This window comes from Amycolatopsis sp. EV170708-02-1 (genome assembly GCF_022479115.1).
In the GTDB taxonomy this organism is placed as follows: domain Bacteria; phylum Actinomycetota; class Actinomycetes; order Mycobacteriales; family Pseudonocardiaceae; genus Amycolatopsis.
In genome coordinates this window covers 7,099,421-7,119,445 of sequence record NZ_CP092497.1, presented here as the reverse complement: position 1 = coordinate 7,119,445, position 20,025 = coordinate 7,099,421, and the positions used below count along the sequence as shown (strand labels likewise).

Sequence of the window (20,025 nt, the reverse complement as noted above, 5' to 3'; positions counted from 1 at the left end):
GGGGCGAGTATGGCATCTCATATATGATCGGCCCATGTCTTCGACCTTCAGCCTGCCCGCTTCCCGGACCGAAGTGGTGCTCGACGAGATCCGCCGCGGCATCCTCACCCGGGAGTTGAAGCCCGGCCAGCCGCTGGTCGAAGCCGAGCTCGCGGCCAGGCTCGGCGTCTCGAAGACGCCGGTCCGCGAGGCGCTCAAGGTGCTGTCGAACACGGGACTCGTCACGTTCAGCCCGTACAAGGGTGCTTCGGTGTGCGTGGTGGACGCGGAACTGGCGAAGTCCGTGTACGACGTCCGCATGGTGCTGGAGCCCGAGGCCGTGCGCCGCTCGGTCGAACGCCGCTCCCCGGACCTGCTCGAAGACGCCGCGGAAGCGTTGAAAGAGGCGTCGGCGGCGCTCTCGGACAAGGATCACGCCGCGCTCAGCCTGCTCAACCGCCGGTTCCACCGCGCGCTGTACAGCGGCTGCGGCAATCCGCTGATGGTGTCGATACTGGACGACCTGAGGGACCGCGCCGCGCTGATCAGCGTGGTCGGCTGGGAGGCGAATCCCAGCTGGCGCAAGGAATGGACCGAGCACAAGGCGGTGCTGGCGGCGGCGAAGAAGGGCGACGCCGACGGTGCGGCCGGGTTGCTGCGCGCCCACATCGGTGACTTCCTGGAGCGGACGCTCGAGACCATCGGAGACGCTTGATGCGGCTTCTGCTGATCGCCGACACCCATCTGCCGCTGCGCGCGAAGGCGCTGCCGGATCAGGTCTGGCGCGAGGTCGGCGAGGCGGACGTCGTCGTCCACGCCGGCGACTGGGTCGAGGTGGCCCTGCTGGACGAACTCGAGGCTCGGAGCGGGCGGCTCATCGGGGTCTACGGCAACAACGACGACGCGGACCTGCGGGCGCGGCTCCCCGAGATCGCGCGGGCGGACCTCGACGGCGTCCGCCTGGCGGTCATCCACGAAACCGGCGGCAAACAAGGACGCGAGCGGCGCTGCGACGAACAGTTCCCGGACCTCGACGTCCTCGTGTTCGGGCACAGCCACATCCCCTGGGACACCGTCACGCCGAACGGGCTGCGGCTGCTGAACCCCGGCTCGCCGACCGACCGGCGGCGGCAGCCGTTCTGCACCTATCAGACCGCCGAGATCCGCGACGGCGAGTTGCGCGACGTCACGCTGCATGAGCTGCCTCTTCGCCGCTGACGGGGTAGACAGGTAGGCATGGAACCGGCGCAGGCGTTGAGGGAGATCGCGTTCCGGCTGGAGCGCGCGGGCGAGCCGACCTACCGGGTGCGGGCGTTCCGGCAGGCGGCCTCGGTGATCGCCAAGGTCGAGCCGGACGACCTGCGCAAACGCGCCGCGGCGGGCACCTTGACCGCGTTGCCGAATATCGGCAAGGCGACCGCGGCCGTCGTCGAAGACGTCCTCGCCGGCCGTCGCCCCGCGTACTTCGAGAAGATCGGTGAGCCGAAGCTGCCCGACGGCGGCGCGATGCGGGCGGCCCTGCGCGGCGACTGCCACACCCATTCGGACTGGTCCGACGGCGGGAGCCCGATCGAGGAGATGGCCGAGGCCGCCCGTGCGCTCGGCCACGAATGGATGGTGCTGACCGACCACTCGCCGCGGCTGACCGTCGCGAACGGACTCTCACCCGAGCGGCTGCGCCGTCAGATGGACGTCGTCGCGGAACTGAACGAGACCATGGCGCCGTTCCGGATCCTGCACGGTATCGAGGTCGACATCCACCTGGACGGCACGCTCGACCAAGAGGAAGAGCTGCTGGAGCGGCTGGACTTCGTCGTCGCGAGCGTCCACTCGAAACTGCGGATGCCCGCGAAGGAGATGACGCCGCGGATGATCGCCGCCGTGCAGCATCCGCTGGTCCGCGTGCTCGGACATTGCACCGGGCGGCTGGTGATGGGCGGCCGAGGGAAGCGGCCCGAGTCGGAGTTCGACGCGGAGGCGGTGTTCACCGCGTGCCGCGACAACGGCGTCGCCGTCGAGATCAACTCGCGCCCCGAGCGCCGGGATCCGCCGACGCGGCTGCTGAACCTGGCCGTGGACCTGGGCTGCGACTTCGCGATCGACAGCGACGCGCACGCCCCCGGCCAGCTGGACTGGCTGGTCTTCGGCTGCGCGCGGGCCAACGAGCTGGGGATCGGGCCGGACCGGGTGATCAACACGCGGACCGCCAAGGAGCTGCTGGCCTCGTGAGTGGTGAGGACGGTTAGAACCGTCTGTGCTGTTTCAGGACCTCACGGACAGATGTGTTTCAGGACTTGTCGGACAGTTTGTTGTTGAGTGGTTGGTAGCGTACTGCTCGGTTGAGGGTGAGCTGGCGGGCGATGGTGTCGCCGATCATGATGGTGACGCGGTCGCCTTGCCAGAACACGGTGGCTGTGTGTCCGGTCCAGTTTCGGCCCAGGACGATGGAGCAGCCAGAGAAGGCGATGACGCCGGTGGCTGAGACGGTGCGTTGAGTGCGGCCGCTGGGGGCTTCGCGGCCGGTGGCGGGGGTGGCTTTGGGGCTGGCGTCGTAGCGTTGCCGTGGGGTGTGGCCGTCGAGGCTTTGGTGGCGCCGGTGGTTGTTGTAGATGTGGCGGTAGTCCTCGAGAAGCTGTTGCAGGACGGCAAGGTTCTCGGCCGGTGGGCGGGCGGCGAGCCATTTCCGCAGGGTTCGGTGGACGCGTTCGTTCTTGCCGCAGGTTTGCGGGCGATAGGGCCTGGAGGCGATGGCGGTGACGCCGTGTTCGGCGAGGTGGCGTTCGAGTTCGACCATCTGCCCACGGTGTTTTCCGGAGAAAGCCAATCCGTTGTCGGACAACACTTTGACCGGTAGACCGTGGCCGGCGAAGGCCTGTTGCAGCGCGGCCCAGGTGTCGGTGCCGTTCTCACTGCTCGCGGCGTAGGAGCCGACGTCGAGGCGGGAGTGGTCGTCGAGGATCTGGATGATGCAGACCTTCTGGCCGTCGGCCAGGTAGTACTCCATGCCGTCGATCTGCCAGCACCCGTTCGGGTCGGAGTACTCGAACCGGCGTCTCGTGCGGGGTCTCTTGCGGGGCTCCGGTTCGATCTGGCCGTGCTCGCGCAGGATCCGGTAGATCGCCGACTTCGACGGCAACGGTATGAACCCGGCCTTCTCCAGCCGCCAGCGGATCGAGATCGGCCCGTTGTCCCAGCCCTCGTCCGCGAGTTCCTTGCGGGCCCGCAGCACCGCCTCGACCACCTCCGCCCCGAACGCGGTGGGACGGTGGTGCGGGGCGGTGCTGCGGCGGATGAACCCGTTCGCCGCCTCGTTCCGGACCCGGGTCACATACCGATAGAACGTGTCCCGGGACACCCCGTGCTCGCGGCAGAACTGCGCCACGTTGACCTTCTCGCCCGCGGCCGCCCGAGCGACCGCGGCGACGAACTCAGGATCCATCGAAAACCCTGTACTGCCCATCGTCGCATGATCACCACGAAAGCCCTGGTCACCACACCGACAGGCCGGTCAGTGTCCGTGAGGTCCTGAAACATCAACTGTCCGACATGTCCTGAACTCAGACAGACGGTTAGAACCGTCCTTGCCACTCACGAGGCCGGAAGCGTGTGGTGCGCTAGCCGATCTCGTACGGGTCCCCGTAGACCGCCCACTTCAGCGGGGTGTGCAGGTCGAGATTGCCGTCGTTGAGCCACACCAGCTGGGCGGTGTCGATCCGCGAGGTGTCCGCGTGCGCCTCTTCCTGCTTCATGACCACGCGCCGCGCGTCGAGGAACGCCTTGAGGTACGCCGTCTCGTCGCCACCCTGCGCGGGCGGCTTCGCCTGCTGGAGCGCGGCCGAGCGGATCCCGCCGAAGCTGTCCTGGCTGGTGCCCGGGCCGTGCATCACGATGGCGTCGTAGTAGATGAATTGTCCCAGTGCGCCCAAACCGTCCGATTTCGCCTGATTCACCGACGGGTCGAAATAGACGCGATCGCGTTCGCTGTTCTGCGCGGCCTGGAAGTCCTCGCGACCGGCGGCCTCCCGCCACGCGTTTTCGAAACCGCTGCCGAGCCCTTCGTGCGAATCGGTGCCGTCGACCTTGCGCAGCGCCGGGAGGTATTCCGCGAGCGGGTTGTCCGGGACCGAGTTCGTATAGCGCTCGACGAGCTCCAGCATGTCCCCGGTACCGGAGCAGAACCCGATGATGCCGGCGGTGTACCCGCGCCCGTCGCCGATGTCCTCGATGTAGGAGTACTGCGCTTTCCAGTCCAGGGAAGAGTTTTCCGCACTGGAGACGATCTGCATCGCGATCTCCTTCTTCTCCGGCGAGGCGAGATCGCCACCGGAAGCGAAGATCGACGCCGACGCCGGGACGGGCGCCGCGGACGCGAGCGAGGAGATCGCGACGGGGCCGGAAACGGCGAGGGCGAGAACGGAGACCGCGCCGAGAGCACGACGCATCGCGGGCCGCAGGGTGTCACTCATGAAAGGTGTCCCTTTCCACAGGAAATTGTCATTTTCTGTCAGGGTGGTGCTGCGGCGTGCGCATACGATAACCACGGGTGACAGTTTCCGGCAAGGGGGAGATCCGGTTAAAGATTCTTGCGCAGCAGGGCCGACCCCAGTTGCGTGAGGTGATGTCGCACGGTGTTGCCCTCACGCGTGCTGAGCACGAGACCCGCTTCACGCAGCACCGTGGCGTGCTGGCTCGCCGACGAGATGGAGATCCCCGCGCGGCGAGCGACATCGCTGGTCCGGCCGCCGCCTTCGATCGTCTCCAGTACGGCGGCACGGGTGTGTCCCAGCAGCACGGACAAGGCGGTTGCGTGGTCGGGGTGCACGGTCGCGGGAACGTGCCCTTCGATGGGGTGGACGAGCACCGGCACCTGGTCGTTCTCGACCAGCGTCACCCCGGTCCGCCAGCAGAAGTACGACGGGACGAGCAACAGCCCCCGCCCGTCGAGGTGGAGGTCCTGGTGCACCGGGTAGTCGGCTTCGAGCACCGGTGCTTTCCACCGCATCGCCGGGGAAAGCCCGCGCAGCAGTCCTTCGACACCGTCCGCGAGCAGAATCCGCGCTTGTCTCGCGCGCTGACGGTCGAAGCACGCGAGGATGTCGTTCCAGACGGGCTCGATCGCCGCATGGTGGTAGGACCGGATCGCGCGGGTCAGCGCCCCGAGCGCCGCCGGGTTGGCGTCACCCAGATCCCGTGCCCACGGCGTCGGCCGCCGGGAGCGCGCCAGTATCGCCAGATCCCGGCGCAGCTCGCAGCGTTTGGTGCCGCACAACAGGTCCAGCTGCTCTTCGAGGTCTTCGCCGGACGGGGTGAGGAAGTCCGGGAAGTACCCGCTGGGCGGGACAAGCGTCAGCAGCGGCCCGGCCGCCTTCGGGAGGCGGCTACGGACGGTGCCGCGCCACTTCCGCACCGCCAGGCCACCGTCCCCCCGCTGCAGCCGGTGCAGGCTCAGCGTCGTCTCCCACAGCGGATCCGGCCTCGTCGCGACCCTGACGCGGCCAAGGTCCTCCCCGGAAAAATGCACGCGCAGCACAGCTCCCCCTCCCCAGGTCCCCGCAGGAATTAACGCACGAAACGTCCGTCTTGGCGATGTTTCAGCCAGAACTAAAACGGCGCCGGGCGGCCGGGGGCGCCTGACACGGTTCGCCGGGTCAGATCCACTACTGAGGGGATGAAGAATGAACATCAGGAAGCTCGGCATCGCCGCCGTGGGTGCGGCGATGGCGTTCGGGACGTTGTTCGCGGCCGCACCCGCCCAGGCGGCGACGACCAACAGCTGGGAAGTGAAGTGCAGGCAGTTCCAGTTCAACGAGGTCGTCTCTGGCGGGTGGACCGAGTTCTGGGCGTCCTGCAGTGGTAACACCGTCACGATCAAGGGCAAGGTCTACGACAGCGCGGCCGACAACCGCTGCATCGTGCTCAAGATCTACTGGCCGAGCGAGAAGCGCTGGGACACCAGCCGCAAGGCCTGCCCCAAGAACACGAATCAGAGTTTCACCTTCACCGGGCTCAAGGCCGCGAACCCGTGGGCGCACCTGTCCTCGGTGCCGGCGGGCTAGTCCTCGGTCGCGCGGTGGGGCGGAGTCGCGAAACGCCCCATCGCGGTCGCCGGCAGGAGGCACCGGGCGGACTGCTCGGTTTTCCTTGCGAGGGAGGGGAAACCGGCGAGGTTACCGCCTGTCGCCGGTGTAGACGACGGCGGCGCATACCGCGTCGACCCCCGAGATCAGCTCGGCGAGCGCCTTCGGAAGTTCCCGATGGGTGGACTCGGCCCAGGCGCGCAGGCCCGCCCGGTCGAGTTCCGGTTCGCAGAAGTCGTCGAGCCCGATGGTCCAGGCCAGCAGGGCCAGGCAGACCGAATGCGGATCCGGCTGTTCGGTGCCGAGGACGGCCGCCCGCACCTTGCTGCGCGCGGCCGTCGACATCAGCAGATCCCGTGGCGGGTACCGGTGATTCTTCCGCATGAGCATCCGGTCGGTCTCGCGGTCGATCACCCCGGCGGCGAGCAGATTGTCCGCGACCGTTTCCCTGAGGTCGTGCCGCAGATGGGTGACCCATTCCCGGACGGTGTGCCGTTCGCGTTCGCGGAGGATTTCCGAGAACACCGCGTCGAGCGGGGGATGGGCGAGGCCGCGTCGTGACAGCGGGCGGATTCGCTTGCGTTCCACGGTGATCCGCTCGGCGAGGAGGAGATCGCAGAGGGCGGAACCGGCCATTCCGATGCCGAGTCCCGTGCGGCGCAGCGCGGGTTTTCCGGTGAACTCGTCGTGGGCGAGAAAGAACAGGGAATCGACCAAGGTCAGCCGACGCATGAATGGCACGCCCTCCGGCGTTGTAGTGCGGGACGGCCAAAGTAGCGGTAGCGCGCGGACCACTGCGACCCGAGGTCCGTTTTTAGCCTGAACGGACGTACCTGCCCGGGGTGCCCGGCCCTAGGGTGGGATGGCTTCGCAAGATCAAGACCGTCTATCGCCGAACCGGCGTCCGGGGGAACGGGTTCATGGGTACGCAAAGACCGCGGCGCGGCCTCGGTCATCGGCGGCTCGGGGCCGCCCAGATCGTGTTCTTCGTGGTGGCCGCGGCAGGCCCGCTCTTCGCCATCGCGGGCGGGGTCCCGACGAACTACGCGGTCACCGGCAGTATCGGGGTGCCGCTGTCGTTCCTCCTGCTCGCCCCGATCCTGGGGCTGTTCGCCGTCGGGTACGCGGCGATGAGCCGTTACATCACCAACGCGGGCGCCTTCTACCCGTACGTCGCCAACGGGGTCGGCAAATCCACCGGCGCCGGGATCGCGTTCGTCACGCTGGTCTCCTACAACGCCATCCAGATCAGCATCTACGGCCTGTTCGGCTGGTCGGTGTCGACCTGGCTGGGCACGCTCACCGGTTCCCCGCCGCCGTGGTGGTTGTGCGCGCTGGTGATGGTGCTTCTCGTCGGCGCGCTCGGCGTCCTGCGGGTGGATCTCAACGCCAAGGTGCTCGGGGTGGCGCTGTGCCTCGAAGTGGCCGTGGTCGCGGTCGTCGACATCGCGTTGTTCTCGAATCCGGCCGGCGGCAGCGTTTCCTGGGCCCCGCTGGAGCCGTCGAGCCTGTTCACCACGGGTGTGGGCGCGGTGTTCGCGTTCTCCGCGGCCGCGTTCATCGGTTTCGAGGGCGCGGCGACCTACGGCGAGGAGACCAGGGAACCCAGCCGCACGGTCGGCCGGGCGACGTTCGCCGCGATCGTGCTCACCGCGGTGCTCTACGTCGTCTCGTCGCTCGCGCTGGCCGTGGGCGCCGGGCCGGACGTCATCGTGACGACCGCGGCCGCCCAGGGGCCGGATCTGCTGTTCAACCTGGCGGGCGAACATCTCGGCGACACGTTCTCCGATGTGGCGTACACGCTGTTCGTGACCGGCCAATGCGCGGCGCTGCTGAGCTTCCACAACGCCGTCGCGCGGTATTTCTTCGCCCTCGGCAGGGAAGGGCTGCTGCCGCGCTCGCTGGCCAAGACCAGCAAACGCACCGGCGCGCCGGTGGCCGGTTCGCTCACGCAGACCGCGCTCGCGCTGGTGGTCGTGTCGCTGTTCGCGATCGCGGGCCGCGACCCGGTGACCGAACTGTTCACCTGGCTCGGCACGACTGCGTCCACCGGCGTCGTGGTGATCATGATCGCGGTCTCGCTTTCGGTGATCGGCTTCTTCAAACGGCGCCGCCAAGCCGAAAACGCCTGGCGCCGCTGGATCGCGCCCTCGCTGGCGATTCTCGCGCTGTCGGCCGTGCTCGCGCTGATCCTGCTCAACTTCGATCTGCTGCTCGGCCCGGCCGGGACGTTCCTGTTGCGCTGGGGGCTGCCCGGTCTCGTGCTCGTCGCCGCCCTTGCGGGTTTTCTGCGCGCGGAAGTGTTGCGGACGAAGGATCCGGAGACGTATGCCGCCATCGGCGGGCCGCTCGAAGAGGACGACGAACCGGTCAAGCTGCGGGCGGGGCGATGATCACCGTCCGTCCGAAGAGGACAGTGTGATCCGGATGCCACTTCGGCGGCGCGAGCCGTGACTCTATAAAGGACTGGTAAAGTGGTGGGCAGATGACGACGAACCGTGCCCCCGCGACACGGCACCGTTCCGTCTTCTTCCTGCTGATCTTGCTCGTCTTCGCCTTCGTCACGCCGACCGTCCCCATGGGCACGGCCGGGCCGCGAAGGAAGATCCCGTCGCCGTCTTCGCGACCCATCCGCTGCCCGCCTTCCACGGCGGACAGGCCGTTCCCCTCGCCGACGCTCCCGCCGAAGCGGAGACCGTCGACCTCCCCGACGCGGGTCACGTCCCTGAGCAGGGCGAACCCGTCGTCATCACCCGTGCGGTGCCCCAGGCGCCCGCGCGGGCACCTCCGCGCTGATCGGCGTCTTCTTCCCGCATCAGCCATCCATCGGAGGTCTCCATGAGTTCCGGTCATGCTTTGCTGGCCGTCGGCGGGGCGTTCCTCGCCGCCGGTGTCATCGCCAGAGCCGGCGCCCGGATCGGGCTGCCCACCATCCCCCTGTTCATGCTGGCCGGTTTCGTCTTCGGCCCCAACACCCCCGGACTGTCCCTTGTGGACGATCCGGCCGAACTCGGTGTGCTCGCCGGGCTCGGCCTCGTCTTCCTCCTGTTCTACCTCGGTCTCGAGTTCTCCCTCGACGATCTGGCCAAGGGCGGGCGCAAACTCGTCTGGTCCGGCCTGATCTACCTGATCCTGAACATCGGCGGCGGGCTCGCCTTCGGCTTCCTGCTGGGCTGGGGGACCAGGGAAGCGCTGGTCATCGCCGGTGCCATCGGGATCTCGTCGTCGGCGATCGTCACCAAACTCCTGCTCGAATCCCGCCGGATGGACAACCCCGAATCCCGGCTGATCATGGGCATCATCGTGATCGAGGACATCTTCCTCGCGCTGTACCTGGCGTTGCTGCAGCCGGTGCTGTCCGGCGCCGGGAGCTTCGGCTCGGCGCTCGCCGACTTCGGCAAGGCCTTCGCGTTCCTGATCGTCATGGCCGCGCTCGCCCGCTGGGGTGGCCGGGTCGTGTCGAAGCTGTTCGGCTCGGCGGACGACGAACTGCTGACCGTCTGCTTCGTCGGTGTCGCGGTCATGGGTGCCGCCGTCGCCGAGGAGGTCGGGGTGTCCGACGCCATCGGCGCGTTCATGGTCGGCATGATGCTCGGCGGCTCGAAGGTCGCGCCGCGTATCCACAAGCTGGTGCTTCCGCTGCGGGACGCGTTCGGCGCGCTGTTCTTCTTCATCTTCGGGCTCAGCATCGACCCGAACGCGGTCGGTTCGGTGGTCGTGCCGGTGCTGATCGCGGTGGCGCTGACGATCGTGCTGAACCTGGGCGCGGGCGCGCTGGCCGCGCGGGTGAACGGCTTCGATCGCCAGGCCGGGGTGAACATCGGGCTGACCGTGCTCACCAGGGGCGAGTTCTCGCTGGTGCTCGCGGCGATGGCGACCGCGGCCGGGCTCGACTCGCGGGTCGCGCCGTTCGTCGCGGGCTACGTTCTCCTGCTGGCCGTGATCGGTCCAGTCGCGGTCATCCGTTCCGAGAAACTCACCTGGTTGCTACCGGCGAGTATTGTCCGGGGGACTTCGACCCGCCGCGACGAGCCGGCCAGGGCGACGTGACTAGGAGGCCCGGGTGACGGAGCGGTTCGGCGGCTACCAGAACGAGATCTACCTGCAAGGACTCGGCGGTGTCTTCCCGCCGTGCTCCACCGACGCCACGAAGCTGGAGGAGTCGGCGCGGGAGATCCTGGAGCCCGGACCGTTCTGGTACGTCGCCGGCTCGGCCGGGTCCGGCGCCACCGCCCGGGCGAACCGCGAGGCGTTCGACCGCTGGCGCCTGGTGCCCCGGATGCTCACCGGCGCCACCGAGCGCGACCTGTCCACGACCGTCCTGGGCACGCCCGTTCCGGCGCCGGTGCTGCTGGCGCCGGTCGGCGTCCAGTCGATCGTGCACGAGGGCGCCGAACCGGCGGCCGCGCGTGCCGCGGCGTCGGTCGGCCTGCCCTACGTCATGTCGACGGCGTCGTCCACGAGCATCGAAGACGTCGCCGAGGCCAGTGGCGAGGGGCCGCGCTGGTTCCAGCTGTACTGGCCGACCGACAACGACGTCTGCGCGAGCATCCTGGCGCGGGCGAAGGCGGCGGGCTTCACGACGCTCGTCGTCACGCTCGACACCTGGACCCTCGCGTGGCGCCCGAACGACCTCGACCACGCGTACCTGCCGTTCATCAAGGGCGTCGGGCTCGGTGTCCCGCTGAGCGACCCGGTGTTCCGCGGTCTCCTGGAGAAGACGCCCGAAGAGGACGCGCCGACGGCGATCCTGCGCTGGATCTCGATGATCACCGGCACCGACAGCACCTGGGACCGGCTGCCGTTCCTGCGCGAGCACTGGGACGGGCCGATCGTGCTCAAGGGCATCCAGCACCCCGACGACGCGCGCCGTGCCGTCGAGGCCGGGATGGACGGGATCGTCGTGTCCAACCACGGCGGCCGCCAGGTCGACGGCGCGGTCGCGTCGCTCGACGCGCTCCCGGAGATCGTGGCCGCGGTCGGCGACCGGCTCGAGATCCTGTTCGACTCCGGGATCCGCACCGGCGCCGACATCGCCAAGGCGCTCGCGCTCGGGCCAAGGCCGTGCTGGTGGGGCGGCCCTGGGTGTACGGGCTGGCGCACGCGGGAGAGGAGGGCGTGCGGCACGTGCTGCGGAGCCTGCTCGCCGACCTCGACCTGACCATGGGCCTGTCCGGGCACCGCACCCTCGCCGATCTCACGCCCGGGTCGCTCACCCGCTCCTGACCAGCGCGGTGTCGCCTCCGGCATATTCGGAGGCCCGGATCGTCACGCACGGCTATCCTGGTGCCGGTCATGGCTTCTCAACCTTCCCCGCTCGGCGCCCTGCGCGCTCGCCTGCCCGAATTGATGTCGCGCGACGAGCACCGCCTCCGGCGCCGGCTCGACGGTGCCCGCAAAGCGCGTAACGCCGAGTCGATCGCCGCCCAGATCGAGGCCGACATCGAGGCCGCCGAGCTACGGGTCACCCGCAGGCGCGACGGCGTCCCGAAGATCTCGTTCCCCGAAGAGCTGCCCGTCAGCCAGCGCAAGGACGAGATCGCCGAGGCCATCCGCGACCACCAGGTCGTGATCGTCGCCGGGGAGACCGGGTCGGGGAAGACGACGCAGCTGCCCAAGATCTGCCTCGAACTCGGCCGGGGCATCCGGGGCCAGATCGGGCACACACAGCCGCGGCGGCTGGCCGCGCGCACGGTCGCCGATCGCATCGCCTCCGAGCTGAACACCGAGCTCGGCGAGGCCGTCGGCTACAAGGTCCGGTTCACCGACCACTCCGGGCAGGACACGCTGGTCAAGCTGATGACCGACGGCATCCTGCTCGCCGAGATCCAGACCGACCGGATGCTGCGCCAGTACGACACGCTGATCATCGACGAGGCACACGAGCGCAGCCTCAACATCGACTTCATCCTCGGTTACGTCAAGCAGCTCCTGCCGCGCCGCCCCGATCTCAAGGTGATCATCACGTCGGCGACGATCGACCCGGAGCGGTTCTCCAAGCATTTCGACGACGCGCCGATCGTGGAGGTCTCGGGCCGGACGTATCCGGTCGAGGTCCGCTACCGGCCGATCATCGACCCGGACGATCCGGACGCCGATCAGGATCGGGACCAGACGCAGGCCATCTGCGACGCCGTCGACGAACTGCAGCACGAGGGCCCCGGCGACATCCTGGTGTTCCTCTCCGGTGAGCGGGAGATCCGCGACGCCGCCGACGCACTGTCCAAACAGGACCTGAGGAACACCGAAATCCTGCCGCTGTACGCCCGGCTCTCGTCGTCGGACCAGCATCGGGTGTTCCAGCGCCACACCGGGCGCCGCGTGGTGCTCGCCACCAACGTCGCCGAGACGTCGCTGACCGTGCCCGGCATCAAGTACGTCGTCGACCCCGGCACCGCGCGGATCTCGCGGTACAGCCACCGCACCAAGGTGCAGCGGCTGCCGATCGAGCCGGTCTCGCAGGCGTCAGCGAACCAGCGCAAGGGCCGCTGCGGCCGGACGTCGGACGGTATCTGCATCCGGCTGTACTCCGAGGACGACTTCGACGCCCGCCCCGAGTTCACCGATCCGGAGATCCTGCGGACCAACCTCGCGTCGGTCATCCTGCAGATGACCTCGCTCGGCCTCGGCGACATCGCGGCGTTCCCCTTCGTCGAGCCGCCGGATCGCCGTCAGGTCACCGACGGTGTCCAGCTGCTGCAGGAACTCGGCGCGTTCGAGATGTCGGACGGCAAGAAGCTCACCGAGACCGGCCGCAAACTCGCGCAGCTCCCGGTCGACCCGCGGATGGCGCGGATGGTGCTGGAGGCCTCCCGCAACGGCTGCGTCCGCGAAGTGATGATCATCGCCGCCGCACTGTCCATTCAGGACCCGCGCGAGCGGCCGGCGGAGAAGCAGCAGGCGGCGGACGAGCAGCACGCGCGGTTCGCGGACAAGACGTCGGACTTCCTGGCGTACCTGAACCTGTGGGAGTACGTCACCGAGCAGCAGAAGGCGTTGTCCAGCAACCAGTTCCGCCGGATGTGCCGCAACGAATACCTGAACTACCTGCGCATCCGCGAATGGCAGGACATCTTCAGCCAGCTGCGCCAGCTGGCCAAACCGCTCGGCATCACCCTCAACACGGACGGCCCGGCCGATCCGCAACGGGTGCACACGTCGCTGATCGCCGGGCTGTTGTCGCACGTGGGCCTCAAGGATCCGGCCAAGGGCGACTATCTCGGCGCGCGCGGGGCACGGTTCTCGGTGTTCCCGGGTTCGGCGTTGTTCAAGAAGCAGCCGCGATTCGTCATGTCGGCCGAACTCGTCGAGACCTCGCGCCTGTGGGGGCGGGTCAACGCGCGGATCGAGCCGGAATGGGTCGAGCCGCTCGCCGGGCACGTGGTGAAGCGGAACTATTCCGAGCCACACTGGGAACGCAAGCAGGGCGCGGTGATGGCGAAGGAGAAGGTGACGCTGTACGGCGTCCCGCTCGTCGCCGACCGCCGCGTCAACTACGGCCGCATCGATCCGGAGGTCAGTCGCGAGCTGTTCATCCGGCACGCGCTGGTCGAGGGCGACTGGGAGACCAGGCACCACTTCTTCCGCGAGAACCGCGCGCTGCTCGACGAGGTCGAAGACCTGGAGAACCGGGCCCGCCGTCGCGACATCCTGGTCGACGACGAGACGCTGTTCGAGTTCTACGACCAGCGTGTCCCGGCCGATGTCGTCTCCGCGCGGCATTTCGACAGCTGGTGGAAGAAGGCGCGGCACACCCAGCCCGACCTGCTGAGCTTCGAGAAGACGATGCTCATCAACGAGACCGCGGGCGGCGTGCGCGAGGCCGACTACCCCGACTTCTGGACGCAGGGCACGCAGACCTTCAAGCTCACGTACCAGTTCGAGCCGGGCGCCGACGCGGACGGTGTCACCGTGCACATCCCGCTGCCCGTGCTGAACCAGGTGACCCCGGACGGCTTCGACTGGCAGGTCCCCGGCCTGCGCGAAGAACTGGTGACGCAGCTGATCAAGTCGCTGCCGAAGGCTCTTCGGCGGAACTTCGTGCCGGCGCCCGACCACGCGAAGCTGGTGTTGTCGCGGGTCGGCCCGGCCGACGGGCCGCTGCTGCACGCCGTCGCCGACGAGCTGGAAGCGTTGCGCGGGGTGGTGATCCCCGACGACGCCTGGCAGCTGCCGGCGGTCCCCGAACATCTGAAGATGACCTTCCGCGTCGTCGACGTCCGCGGCAAGAAGGTGTCCGAAGGCAAGGACATCGAGGCGCTCAAACGGGACCTGAGCGGCCAGGTGCGCGCGACGATCTCCAAGGCCGCCGACAGCATCGAGCGCGAGGGCCTGACGACGCCCGCGTTCGGCGAACTGCCGAAGGTGTTCGCCAGCAAGCAGCGCGGGCACGACGTCAAGGCGTATCCGGCGCTGGTCGACGAAGGCGGTTCCGTGGCGGTGCGGCTGCTGGACACGCCGGGCCAGCAGGAGCAGTCGATGTGGGCGGGCACGCGGCGGATGCTGCGGCTGAACATCCCGTCGCCGATGAAGTTCATCACCCGCAGCCTCGGCAACTCGTCGAAACTCGTGCTGAACCGGAATCCGCACGGCTCGGTGGCGGCGCTGCTCGAAGACTGTGTGGATTGCGCGGTCGACAAGCTCGTGGCCGACAACGGCGGACCGCGCTGGGACGAGGCCGGTTTCGCCGTCCTGCTGGAAAAGGTGCGCGCGGGCCTGAACGCGGGGGTGCTCGACGTGCTGACCAACGTCGAGAAGATCCTGCGCGCGGCCAACGACGTCGAAACCCGGCTGGCCGACACGCGCGGCCCGAAGGATTCGCTCGCCGACATCCGCGCGCAGCTGGACGGGCTGGTGCACAAGGGTTTCGTCACCGAGACCGGGCAGGACCGGCTGAAGCACGTCGTCCGGTACCTGCGGGGCATCGAACGGCGGCTGGAGAAGCTCCCGACCGAGCCGACCCGGGACATCCAGCGCACCGGCGACATCGCCTGGCTCCGCAACGAGTACCAGGCCGCACTGGACGCGCTTCCGCCGGGGACTTCGTCCCCGCGCTGCGGGAGATCCGGTGGATGATCGAGGAGCTGCGAGTGAGCTTCTTCGCCCAGACCCTCGGTACCGCCCACCCCGTCTCCCTCAAGCGAGTCATCAAGGCCCTGGACGACGCCGCCACCTGATCCCGCGAGTTACGCCCCCAAACACGCGAGTTACGTCCCCAAGCACGCGAGTTACGCCCCCAATCACGTGTGTCGTCCATCTGATCACGTGTGTCGTCCGTCCGGTCACGCGAGTTCGCCGCCTGAGCACGCGCGAGCCGCGGGATGGAACGCGGAACTCGCGTGCTCGAAGACGGAACTCACGTGCTTGAAGGCGTAACTCACGTGATTGGAGGGCGAACTCGCGTGATCAGATGGACGACACGCGTGACTGGGGGCGGGACTCATTTCGCGTCGGCGTAGGTGTCCACGGCGGCGATGTGCAACGGGAACCGGACCGGGCAAGCGGCCCCGAACAGCAGCCGCGCCGCTTCGGACATGCTGTCCACAATGGACTGCGAGACCTCGTCGGCGAACTCGGCCGGGGTGTGCACCAGGACCTCGTCGTGCTGGAAGAACACCAGGTGCGCGGGGGAGGGGAGCCTGCTCCGCAGGGTCGCCAGCAGGACCGCGGTCATATCCGCCGCACTCGCCTGCACGACGAAGTTGCGGGTGAACCGGCCCCAGTTGCGGGACGCCTGCCGCGCCTTCAGCTCGCCGGCCTCGTCCGCCGCGACCCCGCCGGTCAGCGCGCGCCACGCCTCCGACGGCGCGGGCGACGTCCGGCCCAGCCGGGAGCGGACGCGCTCGCCGCGTTCCCCGGCCTGCGCGGCACGCTCCACATAGGACACCGCGTCCGGGAACCTGGTGCGCAGCAACGCCAGCAGCGGCCCGGCCTCGCCGGACGTGCCGCCGTACATCGCCGACAGCATCGCGATCTTCGCGCGGTCCCGATCGTCCCTGTCGTCCCACGCGGGCACCGGCACGCGGCGCACGCCGGAGAACATCGCCTCGGCGAGGCTCGCGTACAGATCCGTGGCCGCGGCGACGTCGGCCAGCTTGCGGTCTCCGGACAACGCAGTCAGCACTCGCGGCTCCAGCTGCGCGGCGTCGGCGACGACCAGCTTCCAGCCCGGATCGGCCCGGACGCAGGTCCGCAGGACCTTCGGGATCTGCAGCGCGCCCCCGCCCCGGCTCGCCCACCGGCCCGAGACGACCCCGCCGACGACGTAATGCGGGCGGAACCGGCCGTCGCGCACCCACTCGTCGAGCCAGGTCCAGCCGTTGGCCGAATGCAGCCGCGCGAGCTCCTTGTACTCCAGCAGCGGCGGGACGGCGGGATGGTCGATGTCGCGCAGCAGGTACTTCCTGGCCGACGAGACCTCGATGCCCTCCCGCCCGAGCGCCCGCACGACGCTGGCCGGGGCGTCCGGATTGACCGGGCGCCCGCCGAACGCGTCGCTGATCTTCGCCGCCAGCTCGACCAGGCGTTTCGGCCGCTGCCCTGCCGGGACACGGGGACCGAGCTGTTCGGCGAGCAACGCCGAGTGCAGGTCCGCCCGCCAGGGCAAACCGTCGGCCGACATCTCGGCCGCCGCCAGCGCGCTCGCCGACTCCGCCGCGAAGAGCAGCCGCAGCCGTTCCGGATGATCGGTCGGCGCGACTCGTTTCTCCTGCTCGGCCAGCACCCGGCGCGCCGCGTCGATCACCGTGACGCCGGCGGGCAGCCGAGGGCCGCGCGTCTCGAACAGCGTCGGCTGGTCGTCCTCGGCCCAGAGCGGCGGCTCGTCGGCGGGTGCCTCCTGGCCGTTCGCCCTGGCCAACGCCGCGCGCAGGCTTCGCGACTCCTGTGGGCGGCCTTCGTGGGCGAGGAGCAAGCCCTCGATCAGCGTCAGATCGTGGCAGCGCCGCACCCGGACGCCCGCCTTGATCAGCGCCGGATACGTCCCTTCGACCGACGGGAACACCCAACGGGGTGAGTGCTCCGCCTCCAAACGCCGCACTTCGCCGACGAACTCCGGGAGCTTCAGGCCCCGCAGCGGCGGCTGCCCGGAAAGAGCGATCGCGAAGTCGCCATCTTCCTCTTGACCTGCGATCGCCTGCACACTCACATTGTGGTGGTTCCCCCCGACATTTCTGTCACCAGACGGCTAGTGCGCCTGCGCTATCGGTCGGCTACTGTCGAGTAGCAACCCCATACCGCCGGTACGCGAACCGCCGGGGGCATGGTGTCTCGCCGCAGCAGCAACGGAGGTGCCCGGATGAGAAACCCCACCGGCCTCGCCACCCTGGTGGCGGGCAAGGTGACCGAGACCGTGCGCAGCATCGACGTGATGCGCCAAGCGGGCCTGCTCCCCATCCCGCGGGTGGACGAGGGCCTGCGTTCGCTGGTCATGGTGCGGAAGTGGGGCCCGTTCGCCGGCGCGAACATGATCGCCGCCCGCCGGGACCCGACCGCGACCGGCATCATCGACGAGCTGGGGCCGCTGACCTTCAAACAGCTCGACACCCAGTCGAACGCGCTGGCCAGGGCATGGTCCGAACGCGGCCTCGGCCCGGGTTCGGTGATCGCCGCGCTCTGCCGCGACCACCGTGGTCTCGTGCTGACGATGCTCGCCTCGGGCAAACTCGGCGCCAAACTGCTGCTGATGAACACCGGGTTCGCCAAACCCCAGCTCGCGGACGTCGCGAAGCGTGAAGGCGTCACGGCGCTCGTGTACGACCAGGAGTTCACCGACCTGCTGGACGCCGTCGAAGGCGACGTCGAGCACTATCTCGCGTGGGTCGATTCGGACACGGCTCGCCCGGCCGATATCCCGGTCGTCGCCGAACTGGTCGCCAGCACCGACGACCGACCGTGGCCCGCGCCGGCCAAACCCGGCGGGTTCATCCTGCTGACCAGCGGCACCACCGGGACGCCAAAGGGCGCGCCACGGCCGCACACCTCCGCGCTCGCCTCGGCGCAGTTCCTCGACCGCATCCCGCTGCGCACCGGCGAGGCGACCTACATGGGCGCGCCGCTGTTCCACGGCACCGGGTTGTCGCAGTTCATCCTGTCCTTCGCGCTCGGCTCGAAGGTCGTCATGCGGCGCAAGTTCGTGCCGGAGGAGACGTTGCGCGGGGTCGCGGAGAACCGCTGCACCACGCTGGTCCTCGTGCCGACGATGCTGCAGCGCATCGTCGACCTGCCCGAGGAGATCCGCGCCAAGTACGACACCTCGTCCCTGCGGATCATCTTCGTCGCCGGCTCCGCGCTGTCACCGGATCTGGGGAACCGGGCGACCGCCGCGTTCGGCGACGTCGTGCACAACCTCTACGGCTCCACCGAGGTCGCGGTCGCGACGGTCGCGACGCCCGAGGACTGGCGCAAGGCGCCGGGCACCGTCGGCCGCGCGCCGGTGGGCTGCAAGGTGGCGCTGTACGACGAAAAGGGCGGCAAGATCACCGAGCCGCATGTCACCGGCCGGGTGTTCGTCGGCAGCGGGCTGAGCTTCCAGGGCTACACCGACGGGCGGAACAAGGAGATCATCGACGGTCTCCTCTCCAGCGGCGACGTCGGCCATTTCGACGAAGACGGTCTGCTGTTCATCGACGGCCGCGACGACGAGATGATCGTCTCGGGCGGCGAGAACGTCTTCCCGATCGAGGTGGAGAACCTCCTGGTCGAACGCGAGGACGTGATCGAGGCCGCGGTCGTCGGGGTCGAGGATCCCGAGTTCGGGCAGCGGCTGAAGGCGTTCGTGGTGCGGGCCGAGAAATCGGAGCTGGACGTCGACGGCGTACGCGAGTACGTCAAGGCGAACCTCGCCCGGTACAAGGTGCCGCGCGATGTGGAGTTCCTCGACGAGCTACCGCGCAACGCGACCGGGAAGGTGCTGCGCAACAAGTTGCACTAGTACTCCCAGTCGATGCCGAACACGCCGGGGCCGAAGTCGAGCGCGACGGCGTGGACGCCGTTGCCCTGGTCCGGTTTGAGTTCCTTGCGGTCCATCGGCGAGGTGCCTTGGCGCGAATATTGCCAGCACTTCGCCGGGCTGGACTCCGGGTCGAACCGGACCTCCAGCAGGTACTCGCGCACGGGACGCCGGAACTCGCGGTAATGCGTGTTCCGGCATTCCGGATACGGCGGCCCGGGGTTGGTCAGCGAGTACTCGATCAGGTGGGTCTCGCCGCGGTCGATGGGCCGGTCGAAGAGCAGTTCGGCCACCGTGAGCCCGTGTTCGTCGTCGACCTCGGCGCGGCCGACGTGGCAGTTGCGCAGTGTGTTCAGCACCGGCGGCCCGGCCTCCGGGTCGCCCTGGGCGTAGACCAGCAGCCAGCGGTCCTGTCCGTCCGCGCCGGCCTGGAACACCGCCCGCGCGGTCACCGCGCGTTGCCCGCCGTCCTCGGCGATCTCGCACAGGTCGTGCAGGCCGACGAGTTTCAGCTGATGGTGTTGTTCGAGCGCGTTGGGCGCGCCGACCTTCTCCAGCAGCGCCTGGAGCGCTTCGAGCGGGAAGGTCAGCGGCTGCTCGGTGGTGGCCCGGCTGCGGCGTGACGACGCCCCGCGCGGCCGTGGCGGCGGCAGCAGGCCGAGCAGGGAACCGGCGGGGATCGCCAGCACCTCTTCGAGCACGCGGACCGCGGACAGCGAACTCTGCCGTTCCGGCTGACGTTTGCCCGATTGCCAGTAACTCAGCGCGGTCACGCTCACCGACGCGCCGCGCGCGAGCAGCCGGGCTTGGATACGGTCGAGACTCAGGCCGCTCGTGGCGATGGCCGATCGCAACGCGGTGGCGAACGCGGTACGCGGTTGATCCTCATCGTCCGTGGTCACTCGGTCCGCCGCGCTCCCCGCCACCATATGCTGCCCGACCGCCCCCGTCTGCCGTTCCCTGACACCGCCCGGTTGATAACAACACGAATAACTTTAACAGTCTGAGGTAACGCTTCAG

Annotated in this window: 14 protein-coding genes and 2 pseudogenes; 9 read left to right on the top strand and 7 right to left on the bottom strand. The window is 68.9% G+C overall.

Translation table 11 applies throughout. From position 1 onward, the window contains the following. Window positions 1–34: 34 nt before the first annotated feature. Genes MJQ72_RS32385 through MJQ72_RS32375 form a run of 3 tightly spaced genes read left to right on the top strand, consistent with a single transcriptional unit; the run spans window position 35 to window position 2,208 of the window. Window positions 35–694: a GntR family transcriptional regulator gene (locus tag MJQ72_RS32385; protein WP_240594788.1), complete on the top strand. Its 660-nt coding sequence runs from the start codon at window positions 35–37 to the stop codon at window positions 692–694. Then, entirely contained in the window at window positions 694–1,197 is a 504-nt protein-coding gene (locus MJQ72_RS32380) for a metallophosphoesterase (protein WP_240594787.1), read from the top strand. Before MJQ72_RS32385 ends, MJQ72_RS32380 begins: the two co-directional genes overlap by 1 nt. Window positions 1,198–1,215: 18 nt before the next feature. Then, window positions 1,216–2,208, top strand: coding sequence for a PHP domain-containing protein (locus tag MJQ72_RS32375; protein ID WP_240594786.1), 993 nt, complete (start codon window positions 1,216–1,218; stop codon window positions 2,206–2,208). 58 nt (window positions 2,209–2,266) lie between these two features. Here MJQ72_RS32375 and MJQ72_RS32370 read toward each other — a convergent pair whose 3' ends face one another. The 3 genes from MJQ72_RS32370 to MJQ72_RS32360 form a co-directional block, all read right to left on the bottom strand. Further along, the gene (locus tag MJQ72_RS32370) at window positions 2,267–3,418 is read right to left on the bottom strand and encodes an IS481 family transposase (RefSeq protein ID WP_240594785.1); all 1,152 of its coding nucleotides are present in this window, start codon (window positions 3,416–3,418) and stop codon (window positions 2,267–2,269) included. A gap of 175 nt (window positions 3,419–3,593) precedes the next feature. Continuing rightward, window positions 3,594–4,445, bottom strand: coding sequence for a chitosanase (locus MJQ72_RS32365; protein WP_240594784.1), 852 nt, complete (start codon window positions 4,443–4,445; stop codon window positions 3,594–3,596). A 107-nt stretch (window positions 4,446–4,552) separates the two neighbouring features. Then, window positions 4,553–5,500 (bottom strand): helix-turn-helix transcriptional regulator, encoded by a 948-nt coding sequence (locus MJQ72_RS32360; RefSeq protein WP_240594783.1) that lies wholly within the window; start codon window positions 5,498–5,500, stop codon window positions 4,553–4,555. A gap of 154 nt (window positions 5,501–5,654) precedes the next feature. Between MJQ72_RS32360 and MJQ72_RS32355 the strand changes: the two genes are divergently transcribed. Continuing rightward, complete coding sequence (locus MJQ72_RS32355; protein ID WP_240594782.1) at window positions 5,655–6,035, top strand: hypothetical protein; 381 nt, start codon at window positions 5,655–5,657, stop codon at window positions 6,033–6,035. Between the two features lie 111 nt (window positions 6,036–6,146). Here the strand turns inward: MJQ72_RS32355 and MJQ72_RS32350 are convergent, their stop codons facing one another. Then, on the bottom strand, window positions 6,147–6,788 hold the full coding sequence (locus tag MJQ72_RS32350) for a GPP34 family phosphoprotein (protein ID WP_240594781.1): 642 nt from the start codon (window positions 6,786–6,788) through the stop codon (window positions 6,147–6,149). A 188-nt stretch (window positions 6,789–6,976) separates the two neighbouring features. Here MJQ72_RS32350 and MJQ72_RS32345 point away from each other — a divergent pair, with 188 nt between their 5' ends. Then, on the top strand, window positions 6,977–8,449 hold the full coding sequence (locus MJQ72_RS32345) for an APC family permease (RefSeq protein ID WP_240594780.1): 1,473 nt from the start codon (window positions 6,977–6,979) through the stop codon (window positions 8,447–8,449). On the opposite strand, the gene MJQ72_RS32340 is transcribed toward MJQ72_RS32345, so the two are convergent. Beyond that, window positions 8,427–8,777, bottom strand: coding sequence for a hypothetical protein (locus MJQ72_RS32340; RefSeq protein ID WP_240594779.1), 351 nt, complete (start codon window positions 8,775–8,777; stop codon window positions 8,427–8,429). The genes MJQ72_RS32345 and MJQ72_RS32340 overlap by 23 nt on opposite strands. A gap of 117 nt (window positions 8,778–8,894) precedes the next feature. On the opposite strand from MJQ72_RS32340, the gene MJQ72_RS32335 reads away from it, so the two are divergent. The 3 genes and pseudogenes from MJQ72_RS32335 to hrpA all read left to right on the top strand — a co-directional run bounded on the left by MJQ72_RS32335 (window position 8,895) and on the right by hrpA (window position 15,232). Next, window positions 8,895–10,106, top strand: a complete 1,212-nt coding sequence (locus tag MJQ72_RS32335; RefSeq protein ID WP_240594778.1) for a cation:proton antiporter — start codon at window positions 8,895–8,897, stop codon at window positions 10,104–10,106. A gap of 13 nt (window positions 10,107–10,119) precedes the next feature. Continuing rightward, a pseudogene (locus MJQ72_RS32330) lies at window positions 10,120–11,282 on the top strand (lactate 2-monooxygenase). 123 nt (window positions 11,283–11,405) lie between these two features. Further along, a pseudogene (gene hrpA, locus MJQ72_RS32325) lies at window positions 11,406–15,232 on the top strand (ATP-dependent RNA helicase HrpA). Between the two features lie 263 nt (window positions 15,233–15,495). On the opposite strand, the gene MJQ72_RS32320 reads toward hrpA, so the two are convergent. After that, complete coding sequence (locus MJQ72_RS32320) at window positions 15,496–17,202, bottom strand: bifunctional 3'-5' exonuclease/DNA polymerase (protein WP_240594777.1); 1,707 nt, start codon at window positions 17,200–17,202, stop codon at window positions 15,496–15,498. Window positions 17,203–17,352: 150 nt separating this feature from the next. Here MJQ72_RS32320 and MJQ72_RS32315 point away from each other — a divergent pair, with 150 nt between their 5' ends. Next, window positions 17,353–18,987: an acyl-CoA synthetase gene (locus MJQ72_RS32315; RefSeq protein WP_240594776.1), complete on the top strand. Its 1,635-nt coding sequence runs from the start codon at window positions 17,353–17,355 to the stop codon at window positions 18,985–18,987. Here the strand turns inward: MJQ72_RS32315 and MJQ72_RS32310 are convergent. Then, window positions 18,984–19,934, bottom strand: a complete 951-nt coding sequence (locus MJQ72_RS32310) for a hypothetical protein (protein ID WP_240594775.1) — start codon at window positions 19,932–19,934, stop codon at window positions 18,984–18,986. The genes MJQ72_RS32315 and MJQ72_RS32310 overlap by 4 nt on opposite strands. Between the last annotated feature and the right edge of the window lie 91 nt (window positions 19,935–20,025).